The sequence below is a fragment of the Flagellimonas algicola genome (genome assembly GCF_005937185.1).
In the GTDB taxonomy this organism is placed as follows: Bacteria; Bacteroidota; Bacteroidia; order Flavobacteriales; family Flavobacteriaceae; genus Flagellimonas; species Flagellimonas algicola.
Map to the genome: position 1 here is coordinate 536,435 of NZ_VCNI01000002.1, position 16,267 is coordinate 552,701.

At 41.9% G+C, this 16,267-nt stretch carries 21 protein-coding genes and 1 tRNA gene; 7 read left to right on the top strand and 15 right to left on the bottom strand.

The features are described from left to right. The first annotated feature begins 48 nt into the window (after window positions 1-48). Together FGG15_RS11175 and FGG15_RS11180 are read left to right on the top strand one after the other, a co-directional pair. Complete coding sequence (locus FGG15_RS11175) at window positions 49-621, top strand: pentapeptide repeat-containing protein (RefSeq protein ID WP_138836246.1); 573 nt, start codon at window positions 49-51, stop codon at window positions 619-621. 11 nt (window positions 622-632) lie between these two features. Then, complete coding sequence (locus FGG15_RS11180) at window positions 633-986, top strand: hypothetical protein (protein WP_138836248.1); 354 nt, start codon at window positions 633-635, stop codon at window positions 984-986. 7 nt (window positions 987-993) lie between these two features. On the opposite strand, the gene FGG15_RS11185 is transcribed toward FGG15_RS11180, so the two are convergent. Beyond that, entirely contained in the window at window positions 994-1,467 is a 474-nt protein-coding gene (locus tag FGG15_RS11185) for a CBS domain-containing protein (protein WP_138836249.1), read from the bottom strand. A gap of 122 nt (window positions 1,468-1,589) precedes the next feature. Here FGG15_RS11185 and FGG15_RS11190 point away from each other — a divergent pair, with 122 nt between their 5' ends. The 4 genes from FGG15_RS11190 to FGG15_RS11205 all read left to right on the top strand — a co-directional run bounded on the left by FGG15_RS11190 (window position 1,590) and on the right by FGG15_RS11205 (window position 5,988). Beyond that, the gene (locus tag FGG15_RS11190) at window positions 1,590-3,869 is read left to right on the top strand and encodes a M28 family peptidase (RefSeq protein WP_138836251.1); all 2,280 of its coding nucleotides are present in this window, start codon (window positions 1,590-1,592) and stop codon (window positions 3,867-3,869) included. After that, window positions 3,862-4,671 (top strand): SDR family oxidoreductase, encoded by an 810-nt coding sequence (locus FGG15_RS11195; protein ID WP_138836253.1) that lies wholly within the window; start codon window positions 3,862-3,864, stop codon window positions 4,669-4,671. The genes FGG15_RS11190 and FGG15_RS11195 overlap by 8 nt, the downstream gene beginning before the upstream one ends. 122 nt (window positions 4,672-4,793) lie before the next feature. Next, entirely contained in the window at window positions 4,794-5,168 is a 375-nt protein-coding gene (locus tag FGG15_RS11200; RefSeq protein ID WP_138836255.1) for a hypothetical protein, read from the top strand. A 124-nt stretch (window positions 5,169-5,292) separates the two neighbouring features. After that, window positions 5,293-5,988, top strand: a complete 696-nt coding sequence (locus FGG15_RS11205; protein ID WP_138836257.1) for a hypothetical protein — start codon at window positions 5,293-5,295, stop codon at window positions 5,986-5,988. Window positions 5,989-5,991: 3 nt separating this feature from the next. On the opposite strand, the gene FGG15_RS11210 is transcribed toward FGG15_RS11205, so the two are convergent. After that, complete coding sequence (locus FGG15_RS11210; RefSeq protein ID WP_138836259.1) at window positions 5,992-6,489, bottom strand: nuclear transport factor 2 family protein; 498 nt, start codon at window positions 6,487-6,489, stop codon at window positions 5,992-5,994. Then, entirely contained in the window at window positions 6,479-6,976 is a 498-nt protein-coding gene (locus FGG15_RS11215) for a hypothetical protein (RefSeq protein WP_138836261.1), read from the bottom strand. Before FGG15_RS11215 ends, FGG15_RS11210 begins: the two co-directional genes overlap by 11 nt. Before the next feature lie 64 nt (window positions 6,977-7,040). Between FGG15_RS11215 and FGG15_RS11220 the strand changes: the two genes are divergently transcribed. Further along, a complete protein-coding gene (locus FGG15_RS11220) occupies window positions 7,041-7,985 on the top strand; it encodes an NAD-dependent epimerase/dehydratase family protein (RefSeq protein ID WP_138836263.1) in 945 nt (314 codons plus the stop codon). A 3-nt stretch (window positions 7,986-7,988) separates the two neighbouring features. Here the strand turns inward: FGG15_RS11220 and FGG15_RS11225 are convergent, their stop codons facing one another. From FGG15_RS11225 to FGG15_RS11280, 12 genes are all read right to left on the bottom strand, one after another. After that, on the bottom strand, window positions 7,989-8,279 hold the full coding sequence (locus FGG15_RS11225; protein ID WP_138836265.1) for a hypothetical protein: 291 nt from the start codon (window positions 8,277-8,279) through the stop codon (window positions 7,989-7,991). Between the two features lie 42 nt (window positions 8,280-8,321). Continuing rightward, window positions 8,322-8,750: a cyclic pyranopterin monophosphate synthase MoaC gene (gene moaC / locus FGG15_RS11230; RefSeq protein WP_138836267.1), complete on the bottom strand. Its 429-nt coding sequence runs from the start codon at window positions 8,748-8,750 to the stop codon at window positions 8,322-8,324. Between the two features lie 4 nt (window positions 8,751-8,754). Next, a complete protein-coding gene (locus FGG15_RS11235; protein ID WP_138836269.1) occupies window positions 8,755-9,195 on the bottom strand; it encodes a molybdenum cofactor biosynthesis protein MoaE in 441 nt (146 codons plus the stop codon). Between the two features lie 147 nt (window positions 9,196-9,342). Next, a tRNA-Arg gene (locus FGG15_RS11240) sits at window positions 9,343-9,414 on the bottom strand. Between the two features lie 104 nt (window positions 9,415-9,518). Further along, window positions 9,519-9,932: a DUF6691 family protein gene (locus FGG15_RS11245; protein WP_138836270.1), complete on the bottom strand. Its 414-nt coding sequence runs from the start codon at window positions 9,930-9,932 to the stop codon at window positions 9,519-9,521. A gap of 3 nt (window positions 9,933-9,935) precedes the next feature. Beyond that, window positions 9,936-10,493: a YeeE/YedE family protein gene (locus FGG15_RS11250; RefSeq protein ID WP_138836271.1), complete on the bottom strand. Its 558-nt coding sequence runs from the start codon at window positions 10,491-10,493 to the stop codon at window positions 9,936-9,938. 111 nt (window positions 10,494-10,604) lie between these two features. Further along, window positions 10,605-11,180: a RidA family protein gene (locus tag FGG15_RS11255; protein ID WP_138836272.1), complete on the bottom strand. Its 576-nt coding sequence runs from the start codon at window positions 11,178-11,180 to the stop codon at window positions 10,605-10,607. Between the two features lie 36 nt (window positions 11,181-11,216). Then, complete coding sequence (locus FGG15_RS11260; RefSeq protein WP_138836273.1) at window positions 11,217-12,431, bottom strand: aminotransferase class V-fold PLP-dependent enzyme; 1,215 nt, start codon at window positions 12,429-12,431, stop codon at window positions 11,217-11,219. A gap of 16 nt (window positions 12,432-12,447) precedes the next feature. Next, entirely contained in the window at window positions 12,448-12,918 is a 471-nt protein-coding gene (locus FGG15_RS11265) for a RidA family protein (protein WP_138836274.1), read from the bottom strand. A gap of 33 nt (window positions 12,919-12,951) precedes the next feature. Then, window positions 12,952-13,890 carry an RraA family protein gene (locus FGG15_RS11270; RefSeq protein WP_138836275.1) on the bottom strand — a complete coding sequence of 313 codons (939 nt, stop codon included), beginning with the start codon at window positions 13,888-13,890 and terminating at the stop codon, window positions 12,952-12,954. A gap of 10 nt (window positions 13,891-13,900) precedes the next feature. Continuing rightward, window positions 13,901-14,998: a bile acid:sodium symporter family protein gene (locus FGG15_RS11275; RefSeq protein ID WP_138836276.1), complete on the bottom strand. Its 1,098-nt coding sequence runs from the start codon at window positions 14,996-14,998 to the stop codon at window positions 13,901-13,903. A 10-nt stretch (window positions 14,999-15,008) separates the two neighbouring features. Further along, window positions 15,009-16,262, bottom strand: coding sequence for an amidohydrolase/deacetylase family metallohydrolase (locus FGG15_RS11280; RefSeq protein ID WP_138836277.1), 1,254 nt, complete (start codon window positions 16,260-16,262; stop codon window positions 15,009-15,011). Between the last annotated feature and the right edge of the window lie 5 nt (window positions 16,263-16,267).

Genomic DNA, 16,267 nt, shown 5'->3' on the forward strand with positions numbered 1-16,267 from the left:
AATCCAAGCTTTAACAATTATTTATCTTTATGCTTCAAATCAAAACCCATGAACCTTCCCTTTATCGCTGACAAGTCTTTTAAAAATCAAAATTTTTCCCAAACCCGGTTGGATAAGGGAGAATATGAAAATTGCGTTTTTGAAGGTTGTAATTTTTCAGAGGGCTATCTGGACAACCAAAACTTTATGGAATGCCAATTTGTGGATTGCGATATGACCAATGCGAACATAAAGCACACCATTTTTAAGGAAACCGAATTCCAAGACTGTAAGTTGGTAGGGCTTTGTTTTGAAGATTGCAATAATCTGTTGTTCAGTGTACAGTTCCATGATTGCAATCTAACCTTAAGTTCCTTTTATGGTTTAACACTGAAGGCCACACCGTTTTTGGATTGCATTCTTAGCAAGACAGACTTTACCGAGGCCGACCTTAGTCAGGCTGTTTTTTCCCAATGCAATTTGGAAAATGCCATTTTTGAGCTGACCAATCTTAGCGGAGCCAACCTGTCATCTTCTTTCAATTTAAATATAGCCCCAGAACGGAATCAGCTTAAAAAAGCAAGGTTTAGCAGGGACAATCTTATCGGTTTATTGAAAAAATACGATATTGTTGTGGAGTAAATGCAGTAGATATGTCCGAGAAGAAGTGTTTGGAATGTGGTGATGTGCTGGTTGGGCGTATTGATAAGAAGTATTGTTCCGACCATTGCCGAAACGCCTATAACAACAGGTTAAACAAGGACAGTAAAAACCTGGTCCGAAACATCAACAATCGGTTACGGAAAAACTACCGCATCCTGGATAGTTTTCCTTTAAAGGAAGGAAAAACCAGGACAACAAAAATGCGGCTGATGGACAAAGGTTTCGATTTTGAATACATCACCAACCTTTACACCACCAAAAAAGGAAGCACCTATTATTTTGTGTACGATCTAGGTTATTTGCTCTTGGACAATGATAATTATATCATTGTAAAACGAGAATAGAACCGGATTACTTTTTCCAATTTTGCGCACTAAGCTTCAGCGCCGCAATCACAATATCCTTTCTACTGATCTGTCCTACCAGAATATCATTCTTCATTACGGGAAGCCTACGGCGGTTATGCTTGTCAAAAACACCGGCTGCGTCAAAAATGCTCATATCGTGCGGGATGGTCTGCACATTTTTAGTCATGAATCGCTCCACGCTCTTATCCAAAATGGGTTGATTGAAGTATCGACTTTCGGAAATTTGCTTCATGCAATCCGCCTCGGAAATAATTCCTACCAAAAACCCATTTTTATCCATCACCGGACCACCGGAGATATGATATTTGGCAAACGCCTCCATCACTTCCAAAATAGACTGTTCCGGTGAAAACGTGACCAATTTTTTGGTCATATAGTCCTCCACAAGAATTGGCGCATCATATTCCTTCTTTGAAGCATCTTTAGATCGAACACCTTGAAAACTCTTGATTGCCATATCATTTACTTTTAGGGTTGATTAATAAATATAGGCTTTTTTAACGAATTATTTAAATTATTGGCAATGAACGTGCTAAGGTTTAAGAATTTCATATTTTTGGAAGCCAACTTAATCGAACTATGAAATTTTCTAAAAATCTTGCACTACTTCTGCTGATTTTCTCAGTGTATTGGAGCTATCGAGCCTTAATGCCCCAATACAGAGGTGATGTTAATAATGCCCCACAAACTTTCTCTACAGATAGGGCTTTGGAACATGTGAAAAACATATCCAAAGAACCACATGCAGTAGGTTTTCCAGGACATGGGAAGGTCAAAAGCTATATTATCTCGCAGCTTAACAAATTAGGGTTGGAAACCACTACTCAGGAGGGGTATACTGCTGGGGACTGGGCCAATCTGAGCAAAGCCACCAACATCATTGCTAAAATAGAAGGTTCAGGAGACGGGAAAGCTTTGCTATTACTGACCCATTACGACAGCAGTCCCCACTCTTCTTTAGGGGCCAGTGATGCGGGCAGTGGTGTGGCCACAATTTTGGAAGGAGTACGGGCCTTTTTATCTGAAAATAAAACTCCCAAAAACGATATCATCATTCTTTTTTCGGATGCCGAAGAATTGGGGCTTAATGGCGCTGACCTATTTGTAAACAAACACCCTTGGGCCAAAGATGTGGGGCTTGTCCTAAATTTTGAGGCAAGAGGTAGTGGAGGGCCCAGTTACATGCTCATCGAGACCAATCAGGGCAATGCTAGATTGATTGAGGAATTTACCAAGGCCAGTCCAAAATATCCAGTGGCCAATTCCTTGGCCTATAGCATCTATAAAATGTTGCCCAACGATACGGATCTCACAGTTTTTAGGGAAGATGGGGATATTGAAGGTTTTAATTTTGCATTTATAGATGATCATTATGATTATCATACCGTATTGGATAATTACGAACGCCTTGATAGAAATACACTTGCCCATCAAGGTAGTTATTTAATGCCTTTATTGGCCCACTTTAGTGAAAGTGACCTTAATCAGCTAAAAGCTGAGGGTGATTACATCTATTTCAATCTTCCATTTTTTAGATTGATTTCCTATCCCTTTTCTTGGATATGGCCCATGCTAGCCGCTGCCATTCTAATCTTTCTGCTCCTTTTGGGTTATGGCCTAAAGCATCAAAAACTTAACTTCATAGATATAGGGAAAGGTTTTATTCCAGCATTCGTTTCTCTTATAATCAACGGAATCCTGGGCTACTTTGCTTGGTCCATGATCACTTGGTGGTATGGGGAATTCAATGATATACTACATGGATTTACCTATAACGGGCATCTATACATTGTGGTTTATGCCATGTTTTCACTGGCTGTTTGTTTTTGGGTATACCATAAATTCCGAAAGCTAAAAACGGCCAACCTTTTGGTTGCTCCCATTTTTCTATGGCTGATTATTTGCATATTGGTCGGGATGTACCTAAAGGGAGCCAGTTTCTTTATAGTTCCACTATTTGGAACCTTAGCGGCCCTAATGGTACTTATCAATCAAGATAAACCAAATCCATTGTTACTGGTTTTCCTGGCCTTGCCCGCTATCTTTATCCATGCCCCCTTCATTAAAATGTTTCCTGTAGGACTCGGTCTTAAAATGATGGTGGCAGCAACAGTGTTTACAACCTTGCTGTTCTTTTTGGCACTCCCATTTCTAGGCCAACTCAAAAACAAAGAGCGATTTGCCTATGTATTCCTTTTTCTGTTTTTTGCTTTTGGCATATCAGCCCATATAAATTCCAGATTCTCTGCAGAAAAACCTAAACCCAGCAGCCTACTCTACGTTTACAATATAGATAATGACTCGGCAATTTGGGCTACCTATGATAGAAGCCTTATTGGTTGGAACGCACAGTTTTTGGGTGAGGGAAAAAGAAAAGTAGATTCTGGGGATTACAATTCCCTGGCAAGCAAATATGGTACAGGGTTCCAATTTGTTAAAGAGGCTCCAAAAAAGGAAATCCCAGCCCCGTGGGTAGATACCCTCTTGGATACCATTATTGGGAATGAGCGCATTCTGGAGCTTTGCGTTACTCCCAAAAGAAAGGTCAACCGATTGGAAGTATTTACCAATGACATCCAACTTAATGCGGTCAAGGTCAATGGTATTATTTTATCTGATAGCTTTCTCGCTCGCCGAAAACAAAGATTGGTCACACATTATATCAGTAACAATGACTATACAGAATTGGAGTTGAGTTTTCCGAAAGACAAAAAGTTGGAATTGACGTTTTATGAATCTTCCAATGACCTCATTTCGCATAAAGATTTTACCATCCCGCCGCGACCCGACTATAGCATTCCAATGCCCTTTGTTTTGAACGATGCGATCTTGGTAACGAAAACCTTGCGATTTGACTGAAAAAATTGGGATTTTAGGGTGTGGATGGCTGGGCTTTCCATTGGCCCAAGCGCTCGTTCAGAAAAATTACGAGGTGTATGGGACCACCACATCTCAGGATAAGTTGGAAACGCTAAAAAATGAGGGCATAAATCCTTATTTGGTCTCCTTATCAGCATCCAAAATAGAAGGGGAAATCCAAGATTTTTTATCCCGAATTGATACGCTCGTCATCAACGTTCCTCCAAGATTAAGGGGAACAAGCAAAGAGAGTTTTTTTGACAAGATGCAATTGCTACTTGAAGCAATTAAAAGCTCATCGGTATCAAGGATTATCTTCATCAGTAGTACAGCCGTTTATGGGGATGTATATGGTGAGGTCACTGAAGAAACACCCACCATGCCCAATACCGAATCTGGCAGGCAACTGGTACAGGTTGAAAAACTCTTCCAGACCGATGATTCCATCAGAACCACTGTTATACGTTTTGGAGGACTCATTGGGCCGGATAGAAATCCGGCTACCATGTTATCTGGAAGAACAGGTCTCCGCAATGGGCATGACCCCATAAACCTGATTCACTTGGAAGATTGCATCCATATGATCATTACCATCTTGGAAAAAGGGTATTGGGGAGAGCTGTTTAATGGGGTTTACCCCCATCATCCTGCCAAGCGGGATTTTTATACGGAACAGGCTCAAAAACTTGGCATTCCCGCACCCATCTATCTCAAAGATTCCGATAAAAACCCAGGAAAAATTGTCGTTAGTAGGAATTTTCTTGATAAATCCCATGTCTTCAATACCTCTATAGCTTTATAGTTGACCACACAGAGAGCACATTTCACAACAATTAAGATAAATTTAAGTTAATTAAACTATTGATTTTTAATATGTTACGCCTGGCAGCGTTAACTTTATATAAGCAATACGTTATACATGTCATGGGAAATTCAAGATTAACAACAAGAATCTTGATGGAGATGGAGAATTTGATTACAAAAAGTAGTACAAGAGAAAACATAACCTCAAGATTTCAAGAATTACATCAGTCCATTCTGAGAAAGCATTACAATGCGGCCGATGTGGAAATTGACTATCATAATCACCGCATAAAGATGGATGTGGTCCTTGATGATGGCGAATATGATCCAAAAACCATCAATATGGTGGTTTCAACAATGCCGGTAAATCTCTTTTATAAAAATCTATGCGATTTTCTTAAATCCTGTCTTTCCAAGGATGTAAAGAGCTTGGCGTTTTATGCCAGTTTATTAAAACAATATACTGATAAGGACATTGCTATGATGGCATTGTAAATCAAAAAACTTGCTAGTGAAAAAGATGTCTTATGGGCATCTTTTTGTTTTTGATTCATATAGTATTCTTTAACAGCATCATACCAATAATTTTTTTAGTTTTGGCGCACCTAAACGTGAACAAATGAAAAAGTTAGTTGTGTTGTTGCTCTTGTTTGTAGGCTTCAACGGAATTTCCCAGACGCAAAGTGAGCTATTAAAACACTACCAAGACTATTACAAGGAGATGCGCCTGCAAGGTGACATCAATGGGGTTATCGGGGCACTTACCCACTTGAATGTTTTATCCCCGTCCAAACAGCGAAAAGATACTTTGGCCTTTGTATACATGAACAACGGTCAACACATGCAAGCCTTAAATACCATTGGAATAGAAAAAAATGGCGATGATTCAGATTTGGCCGTGCAGGTTAAAGCTGTTTCTTTAAAGGCTTTGAATCAGCCTAAGCGTGCCTTGGAGCATTTCGAGATTCTTTTTTCGAGAGCCCCCTCTGCCTATCTTGCTTACGAATTGGCTGACCTAAAAATACAGACTGGTGATGTAGAGGGTGCAACCACTAATATTGAATATGGCATTACCAACGCCCAAGAAGATATGAAATATGCCTTCTACGAGAGACAACAACCATACGAAGTCCCTTTAAAGGCTGCCTTTTATCACCTACAAGGGTTGGTTATTTATAATAAGGACAAAAGCAAGATTGATGACGCTATTGCCTCTATTGATGAAGCGCTTAAAATAGATGCTAATTTTAATCTGGCTAGTTTGAGCAAACAAGCTTTGGAATCCAGAAAAGAAAAACCGGAAGGCGAAAATTAAGATCTATTGCTTGCTAAGCTGAAGTAGCAACAAACTGTCTTTTTCTTTTTTGAGTTCGATTAGTTCCGATACATTTTCATTGGGTACGGCTATAGACAACACATAATGGGCAATTTTCCATTGCCCATTTTCTTTTTTTAGAGTCCCAGAACCCCTACATAGTTTCATCTGGGTATCCAACAGCTCATCAAACCAAGCGAAGTCCATAGATTCATTGATATAAATGTTTCGCTCCACTGCGGTAAAACTCCATGCCTTTCCACGGTCGAAATAGGGTTTGGAAAACGCCCTAAATTCATTGTTTTGCCAATTTTCAGTGGCATCTGTTCCTAAAAACACCCCATCATCTGTCATCCTGGAAAAATAACCGTCAAAATCGGCATTGGATGCTGCCAAATGCCATGCATCCAGCAATTGATCTATCTGTTGCTTCTCGTCCGTTTGGGCTTTTAACGATACAGCACAAATCATCAAAATCAGAATCAATAATCTACTCTTCATCCAAGATCAGCTTTTTGTCCAATTGACTATTAATAACAACATTGAGTTGAGCACGCATGGCATTATAGGCATTGATCATCTCAACGGTGGGTTCTGTTGTCTCACTATTATTAAGCACGTGGGATTTGGCTTTAAACAAGTAGGTCTTTACCACCCTTAACCGACTCTTGATTTCAAGTGCATCAAACATCGCCGGATACTGCGATTTCTCCAAAAGGCTTTGTTTATCAATCAAATCATCCAGTGCCAAAGCAAGATCTTCATTGTTTCTGGCCTTGTACAATACATCAAAACTTGAGTTAAACGCCCTAAATTCAGGCCAGTTTTCCAACAGCTCGGTAGCCTTTGTATTCAAAACCGTTCGTTGAGGCATTTTTTGATAGTTGAAAACAAGTTCTTCATAAGGAGAATCTTCCGGGCTTGCATTCTTATCCTTGCATCCCAATAGAACAATTCCAGCTACTAATAACCCTAACAATTTTCGCATGGACGAATGTACAAATTTTAATAAAGGCTATCTTTACAGGCTAACTCAATTAACTTCATTTTAAATGCAAAAACCAATTCTTATTCTTGGAGCTTGTGGTCAAATCGGCACGGAACTTACCATGGAATTGCGTGCCAAATATGGAAAAGACGCGGTAATAGCAAGTGACATTAGAGAGGGAAGTGAATCCCTTATGGATTCAGGGCCATTTGAGCTTTTGGACGCAACCAATTATGAGGCTATTGAAGATGTGGTGATGCATTACGAAATTGATGAGGTATACCTTATGGCGGCCATGTTGAGTGCTACAGCAGAAAAATTTCCTATGCGAGCCTGGAACCTGAACATGAACTCGTTGTTCAATGTTCTCAATTTGGCAAAAGACAGGAAAATCAGCAAAATATTTTGGCCCAGCAGCATTGCCGTTTTTGGTCCCAATACCCCTAAAAAGAACACACCACAAAGTACCATTATGGAACCTAGCACGGTATATGGTATAAGCAAACAATCTGGGGAACGTTGGTGCGAATATTATTTTAACAAGTTTGGGATTGATGTCCGTAGTGTTCGTTATCCAGGACTTATAAGTTGGAAGACCATGCCGGGCGGTGGTACAACGGACTATGCGGTTGAAGTCTATCATAAAGCCCTTGAAACCGGGCAATACAATTGTTTTTTGCAAGAAGACACCAAGCTCCCCATGATGTATATGGATGACGCCATCAGTGCAACCTTGAATTTGATGGAAGCAGATACGGAAAAAATCAGTGTAAGATCATCCTATAATTTGGGAAGCATGAGTTTTACCCCAAATGAAATTGCACATAGCATCAAAGAGCATATTCCGGAATTCCAGATGGATTATCAACCCGATTTTAGACAGCAGATTGCAGATTCCTGGCCTAGCAGTATTGATGATAGTTTTGCCAAAAGGGATTGGGGTTGGCAACCCAAATTTGATTTGGACAGTACCACTTCTGAAATGTTGCGCAATTTGCGTCAGGAGTAATAGTTATTCTTCCTCCGAACTAAATCCCGGTTCTGATGAATTGTCCATTCCAAGAACAGTAGCATCTGCTTCATCAAAATTGATGATAGAGCGCTGAAGTTTTGAACTGATTTTGACTAAAAAAATAGTGTCGGCAGCCGTTACTTCGACCGCTTCAACTGCCTCTCCTTTGATGTTCCTAAACTTAATGATATCCCTGTCCCCATATCCATCAGGATACTTTTGTACTAAAAGTTGAAGTACCCCAGGGGTAAGCTTTTTATAATCGATAATGACTCTCTTAGGATTGGACATCGGAGCGAGTTTATCATCAATTGCCACTTAAAATTATAAAAATTATCCGTTGTGGATATCCGATTTGCCCCCAGTTTTCTTTAAAAGCTTAATGTGATGTATTTCCACACCTTTGTCAATGGGCTTTAGCATGTCGTACATATTCAGTGCAACAACGCTTGCTCCATGCATGGCCTCCACCTCCACTCCAGTTTTGTAAAAGGTCTGCACCATCACCTCAACGGTAATTTCCAAACCGTCAATAGTAAAATCAATGGCGCAGTGTTCCACTGGGAGTGGATGGCAATCCGGAAGTAAGTCAGCGGTTTTTTTAACCCCTAAAAATCCTGCGGCCTTGCTCATGGAAAAAACATCGCCCTTGGGAACCTTGCCAATTTGAATGGCCTTTATGGTCTCTTGTCTGCTGACCTTGACCACTGCTTGTGCAATGGCCGTCCTATGGGTGGATTGTTTTTGGGTAATATCTACCATAGGTTTAAGTGTTTACCTTCCATTGATAGGAATCATCCTCGAAAATCTCTTTTCCAAAAACGGGAACCTGTGCTTTTATTTCCTCCACAACATACCGAATGGCGTCAAAAGCAGTCTTTCGATGCGGGGACGATACAAATACAAACAGACAAAGCTCACCCACTGGAACGCTACCCAAACTGTGGTAAATATGCATGCAGGTAAGGTCGTATTGGTCAAACGCGCTTTCCCTGATCTCATGGAACTTTTGGTTGGCCATTTCCTCATAAGCTGTGTACTCTATGGCCCCTACGGTTTTACCATCAATTTTATCGGCCCTAACCTGCCCCAAAAAAATATCATGTGCCCCAATCTGGGTCTTATGTTGATGATGCGCTATGGATTCCGCAATAAATGAGGGGTTTATGGCACCCTCAACAAACACGTTTTTTACCTTCCTTTCCATTTAGAAGCTGTTTTTTGCTAAGGTAACCAAGAAATAGGAAAGCTGAAGAAAATTTGTAACCCCGGCAAGCATTACCGTATCACGATACGGCATAAACCTGCCCGACTGAGTTGTTCAAGCGAGGTTTAGGAAACCTGCCTGCCAAAGTAGCCTCACCAGGACTCGAACCTGGATCTAAAGTTTAGGAAACTTCTATTCTATCCCTTGAACTATGAGGCCGTATTAAATTTGGCACGCAGGCAGGCTTCTAAACAATCCCAATTATTACTGGATAAACCAGAATATAACGGATAGCAAAAATATGTTTTTTTGGGAATCAAATACTAATGTGGCAGTTTGCTTTTTAGCAGGCCGTATACAAAGGTTCCCAATAAGGCTCCTAGCAAAACTATCAAAACAGGTAGAAACCCGGCTCCTACAAGGGTATACATAGGACCGGGACAAGCTCCAGCCAGTGCCCAGCCCAAACCAAAGAGAATTCCGCCAATGGCATTGGCAACGAAGGTCTTTTTCTTCTCTGAAATGGTAATATCGTTCCCTTTAAAAGACTTTGCCTTTGATCGTTTCACCCATTGAACAAATAGTATGCCCAGCACCACTGCTGATCCAATTATCCCGTACATATGAAAGGCATCAAATTGGAACATTTCATAGATTCGGAACCAAGAAGCTGCTTCGGACTTATAGAGTACGATCCCAAAAAAGGTACCCACCAGTAAATAGCTAAAATTTCTCATAGGCTAAAAAATTAATGGGAACAATAAATGTATCATGACAAGACCTCCAACGAAAAACCCTAAAACAGCTACTAGAGAAGGAAGTTGAAGGTTGCTCAAACCTGAAATGGCATGTCCGGAGGTGCATCCGCCTGCATAACGCGCGCCGAAGCCCACCAAGAACCCGGCTACTAGTAAAATGACCCATGTAAAAGGATTGGAAAGGCTTTCCAGAGAAAATAACTCTGATGGCAAATAAGCCTTTCCCGCACTTGAGAAACCAAGTTCATTCAAGGTGGTAACCGAAGATTCTGAAATAGCAACTCCTCTGTTTTCAGATAATAGGTTTGCACCCAAAAATCCTCCAAAAACCACACCCAAAACCACCATCAAACTCCATATCTTGGATTTGACATCAGTTTTGAAGTAATCCACAAATCGCCCTGCACCACTTATGGAACACATCGTTTCCAAATTGGTTGACATGCCAAAGCGTTTGCCCATCAAAATCAATAGGGCCATTACAAGGACAATCAACGGTCCGGAAACGTACCATGGCCAGGGTTGCATTATAAGCTCCATTTAGAATAAAGTTTTTCCAAAGTAAACCACTTGAGCTGAAACCTCAGGTAACCAAAGTTACACAAGTGATTTCCTGGTTGTATCAGAAATGGATTTATAATCCAAAAAGCCTTAGTCCTCTACCTCGATGATCATTTCAATCTCCACAGCTATATTGCGCGGAAGCGAGCCCATTCCAACTGCAGCTCTGGCATGTTTTCCACGGTCACCGAAGACTTCAACCATCAAATCAGAAAAGCCATTGATGACCTCGGGGTGATTGCCAAATTCAGGTACGGCATTCACCATTCCCAATACTTTTACCACGCGTTTTACCTTGTTCAAATTACCCAATTCCGCTTTGAGAACCGTAAGTTGGTTAATTCCGGTAACCCGCGCTGCTTCATATCCTTGTTCCACAGTAAGGTCATCCCCTACTTTTCCCGTAATCAATTCCCCGTTAGCTTGGGTTGGCCCTTTTCCAGCCAAAAATAGTAGGTTCCCTGTCCGCACAACGTTAACATAATTTGCAACTGGGGAGGAAGGAGTACCAAGGGTTATGTCCAAATCCGCCAGTTTCGATTCTGGGTCATAATCACTGGCTACAACCTGATCAGCTGCCACCGGTTTTTGTTCCTCCTGGGGTTGTGGTGCTTCTTTGCATCCTACAAAGGCAATGGTCAATACAAATAGAAAGTACTTTTTCATTTTAGTCTGGTTTAAACGTTTTGGTGTTTCCCAAAGTTACGCATTGGCCAGAATCTCCTTAAGTCTCTCAGCAACAATTCTTTCCTGACCTGGCACCATCATCCACGTGGTAATCCCAATGGTTTCCTTATTGCCCACAGTGGCAATGGAAGGATGCCCTTCCTTCAGCTTTTTGCGAGCTTCTTCTGGGGTAATTTTGACTTTGTTTTGATCCCATGTGATTTTAAGTGATGGCACATGATTGGCGTGCGGTGGCACGTGAATCTCAGATTCTACCCCGTCAACCGAAGTTGCGCTATCGCTAATCAGCTGAATCTGATTCTCCCAAAGTTCCCATTCCTTTTTGTGGTCCTTATTCAGATACAGTTCCAGAGCTACCATCATTCCTAAAACTTCTTCCTTGTTCACTTTCATTCCCCTGGCAATGGTAGTTCCTCTAGGCGGGGTATGCAATCTTGCTGCTTTGATCAAATCTTTCCTGCCCAACAAAAGTCCAGCACTTTGAGGACCTCTTATACCTTTACCGCCTGAAAAGGCCACGAGGTCAAAACCTAGTTTGGTGAACTTAAAGAGATTTTCCACCGGAGGCACGTCTGCAGCACAATCAATAAAAGTTGGGATACCATGCTTTCTTCCGATGGCCACAAATTCCTCATAACCAACTTCCCCTTGATCCGTGTTGGCATTTAGAAACCAGAGCATCGCCGTTTTATCATTGATTTTCTTCTCCAGTTCTTTGGCAGTTTTGACCTTGACCAACTTAGCGCCAGTATTTAACAAGGCATGGGTATATCCAATATCGTGTGCCTCTTGGAGAATTACTTCATTCTTAAGTCCTGTGGTATCAGGTAATTGTGCGACTTTCTTTTGATCCATTCCGCAAATGACCCCTGCCAAACCAATGGTCATTGCACCAAAAGCTCCGGAAGATACTGTAGCATACTCACAATCCAAGAGATTGGCAATTCGCTCACCAACCTTATCGTGCAATTGATCTAAATCTACATATTCTGTTGTTCCAAATTTGATGGCTTCAACCACTTCTTTGGGCATCATGGAGCCGGTCATTGAAGTGTATGTCCCTGCGGCATTGATAAAAGTCCGTAGCCCCAGTTCTTTAAATAAATTCCTACCTACAGGTTTAGCCATATTGGCCCCAATAGTTTGAGGGGTCAATAATCCTGCCCCAGCCAAACCTCCAATTACGGGAAGGCTGGACAATGTTTTTAATAATTTTCGTCTGCTGATCATGATTCTGTTCTTAGTGTTAATCCAATGCGGCTATACAGTCTATTTCTACCAATGAGTTTCCTGGCACACCACCATAGGTTGCCACGGTTGTTCTCACAGGCGGGTTTTTCCCAAACCGACCTCTATATACCTCGTTCATTTTATGATAATCGGCCAAATCCGCGAGGTAAACATTTACTTTCAAAACTTTGTCCATCGAAGTTCCGTTCTTGACCAATTCTTTCTCTACTTCCTTGAGCACATGATCGGTATGGGCTTTGATATCCCCATCAAAATGAGCTCCTTTTCCTGCTACGTATAGCGTATTTCCATGTCTAACGGAGCCAGAAAACAGAGGTACGTCCTGGTCGTTAACAACATCTCCTACCACCTCTTTCACAGCCTTCTTTTCCTTTGCAAGCACGGATACAGTACCCGCACCAAAAAATGCGGCCACACCCAATCCTATGCGCTTTAACGATGATCTTCTATTTGTTACTTTTTTCATTTTATATGTTTTTGATTTTAGTTATTTACTGATTTACCACATGCGTTTCTTGAGCAACTCCTGAATCTGCTCTTTGGGAACAGGAAGCTCATCTATATGATCTTTAAGCCATCCTGAAAAGTCCTTCTCTATCTCGTCGGTCCATTTATTATCGATTTGTCCAGGGGTATATTTACCCTCTTTCAATCTGGAAATCCCAAACAAGTCACGGAGTCTTACCACTTCGGAAGTAACTACCACTTTTTCGGCCAAATGGGAGGGAACAAATACCACTCCTTCTTTCTTTGCCAAAACCACATCTCCCGGCAAAACCGTTGCCGCTCCCATACGGATGGGCTGATTGATGCCCAGCAGCATCACTTCGGTCAAAAATGACGGGTGCCAACCTCGTACAAATGCGTTAAAACCTTCAATCTCTGAGAGTCCTTCCATATCCCTGCTCGAAGCATTGAAAACCACTCCGGTCTTGGACTTTGCGTAAATGGAATTGCCCAAGTTGTCCCCAATCAAGGTTCCGTCCACTATTTTTCCAAAGGCATCGGCAACATAGACATCCCCTTCCGACAACATATCTATGGGCCAGGAATTGGTATTTCCAATCCTCCCCTCCTTGGTCCCGTTTTCTTTGATCACGGTTGCCACATCTGGGCGATTGGGCATGTATTGAACGGTAAGGGCTCTTCCCACCACCACCACGTCATCATGTAAGGGCTGCCATCCTCCCTCAAACTGATTGTGATATCCTTCATTTCTCAAAACGCCCCAGGCTTCTTCTATTGTCACATTTTTCATTCGCTCCAAAACATCATCGGCTACTTTAGGTCGTCCATCTACAAAACGTTCACCTTGCCATTGCGGAGTCAGAAAAAGAATCTGCTCTTTGGAGGTGGTCTGTCCTTGGACAGCTGCCTGGACCAGAATAAAGGTTATTAAACAAACTGTTCTACAGTACTTGATTAGGGTTGGTTTCATTTTTTCGATATTATTTTTCTTCTTGATTCTCATTTTTAAACGGGCTCTTTTCGCGCCACCAGGTTGCCAAAGAAGAACCTGAGATGTTCATCCAAGGACCAAAAATGGCCGGTGCCAAACCAATGGTGGCCACCTTGCCCATTTCCAGAGCAATTCCTGAGGCCAACCCTGCGTTCTGCATTCCTACTTCCAAGGCAATGGTCCTACAATCCTGTTCTTTCATTTTCAAAATTCTACAGCCCCAATAACCCATAAAATAGCCCGCCATGTTGTGGATGATAGCAGCAACTACCAAGAATATTCCAATGGATAGTAAACTATCCCTACCGGCCGCAGTTATGATTACGATAATAAAAGCAATTCCCGCCATGGAAACAATGGGCATGGCCTTATCCAACCATTTTGCCTTTCCATGGAAAAAGTGATTGAACAATAGTCCTACCGCGACAGGCAGAATCACAATTCTTACAATACTCAACATCATGCTCCAGAAATCAATAGGTACAAATTCACCGGCAAATACCTCCATCAATAATGGGGTCATAAGGGGAGCCAATAAGGTGGAAACTGCCGTTAGTGTAACCGAAAGCGCCAAATTGGCCTTGGCCAAATATGCCATGACATTGGATGCCAATCCACTTGGCGACGATCCCACCAATACTATTCCGGCCGCAATCTCAGGGGGAAAAGCAAACATTGTGGCAATGGCAAATCCCAAAACGGGCATTATTGTGAACTGACATACCAATCCTACCAATACGCCTTTGGGCATTTTTACCACTCCCATAAAATCCTTAAAACTCATGGCCGTTCCCATGCCAAACATAATAATCTGCAATAGCGGTACAATCAACGTCTTAAACTCGAATCCGCCAGCTTCCTGAAAATAAGATGGATAATACATGGCCAAGGTGACTGCCGCAAAAATTAAAATGGTATAGGAGAACCCCTTTAAAAAAGAATGCCCCCTTAATGCCAAGGCCAATAAGAGGAAAAAGAGGACCAAAGCAGGTCCTGAAAGTTGGGTATTCCCCGTTATCAAAAATGCAATTCCAGCGGCAAGACAGATGAGTCCAATCGCAAGTAGGATCTTATGTTGTTTTTTCATGTATATGTAGTTAGTTAGCTTTCCATTCTTCTTTGGATATTCCATTCATGTCCCAAACCACCTTCCCTTCGCGAAGGGTAAGTTCGCATTCAACACGATCGGAACCGGTAATCTTTTTTCCTCGAACATCCACAAACCCAAATTCTCCTTTTCTAATACTTATCACGGTAACATCCGCCACAGAACCCACGCTAAGATTACCCAAATCGGGTCTTTTAATAATGGTGGCCGGGTGATGCGTAACGGCATGCACAACTTCGTTGAGGGGCATTCCCATTGCCAAAAATTTGGACATGATATTACTTAAATCCTTCATTCCTGCATTCATACTTCCAGTATGCAAATCCGTACTGATCGAATTGGGTTTAAATCCTTGTTCCAAGGCGGGGATGGCTTGATCAAAAAGGAAGCTTCCGCCACCGTGACCCACATCGAAAATTATTCCTTTTTTCCGAGCCTCAATAACATAATCCCTAACTTTTCCGTTGTCATCAACTATGGCAGTTCGACCCCTCACATTGGCATAAGCATGAGTAAATATATCTCCAGCCCTAAGTTTTTCCAGAAAGAGAGTGTTCAAGGGAAGCTCAGGGTCGCTTCCTCCAAAATCAATCATCACAGGGATGTCAGCCAAGGTTCCAGCTTCTACGGTACGCTCGGTAGGAAGCCAGTTATATCCGCTATAATGGGCCAATTTGACACCGACAATATCTTCGGGGTATTGCTTCGCCAACATCGCAGTCAACTTTGGATCCATATCTGCAAGGTTTTGCTCCACTGCGCCACCTTTCATTCCAGAACCAATAATATTCAAAAATGCCAACACACGGGTTTTGGATCGGTCAATCACCTGTTCCTTGAATACCGTAAAGTTTCGCCAGCCAGCTCCACCCGCATCCGCAATAGTGGTTACCCCACTCCGGAACGTAAAACCATCCGGAGGTAAGGCAGAAAAGCTATTACTTAGATAGCCCATGGGTACGGTACCATAAAAGTTGTGGCTATGGATATCCAAAAATCCGGGGGATACTATCAATCCTTTGGCATCAACAACATTTTTTGCGCTTTTCTTGGGAATATTTGCAGCCACCTTGGCAATCTTTCCATCGCTTATGGCCACATCCATGGTTTGATCAATATTGTTTTTTGCATCGATCACATGACCGTTTTTAATCAGAATGTCGTAATCCTGAGCGTGGGTCTGCAATGTGGGAATAGCAAACACGCAACAAAACAATAGGCTGAGAATCGGATTTGCTTTCATAGTGT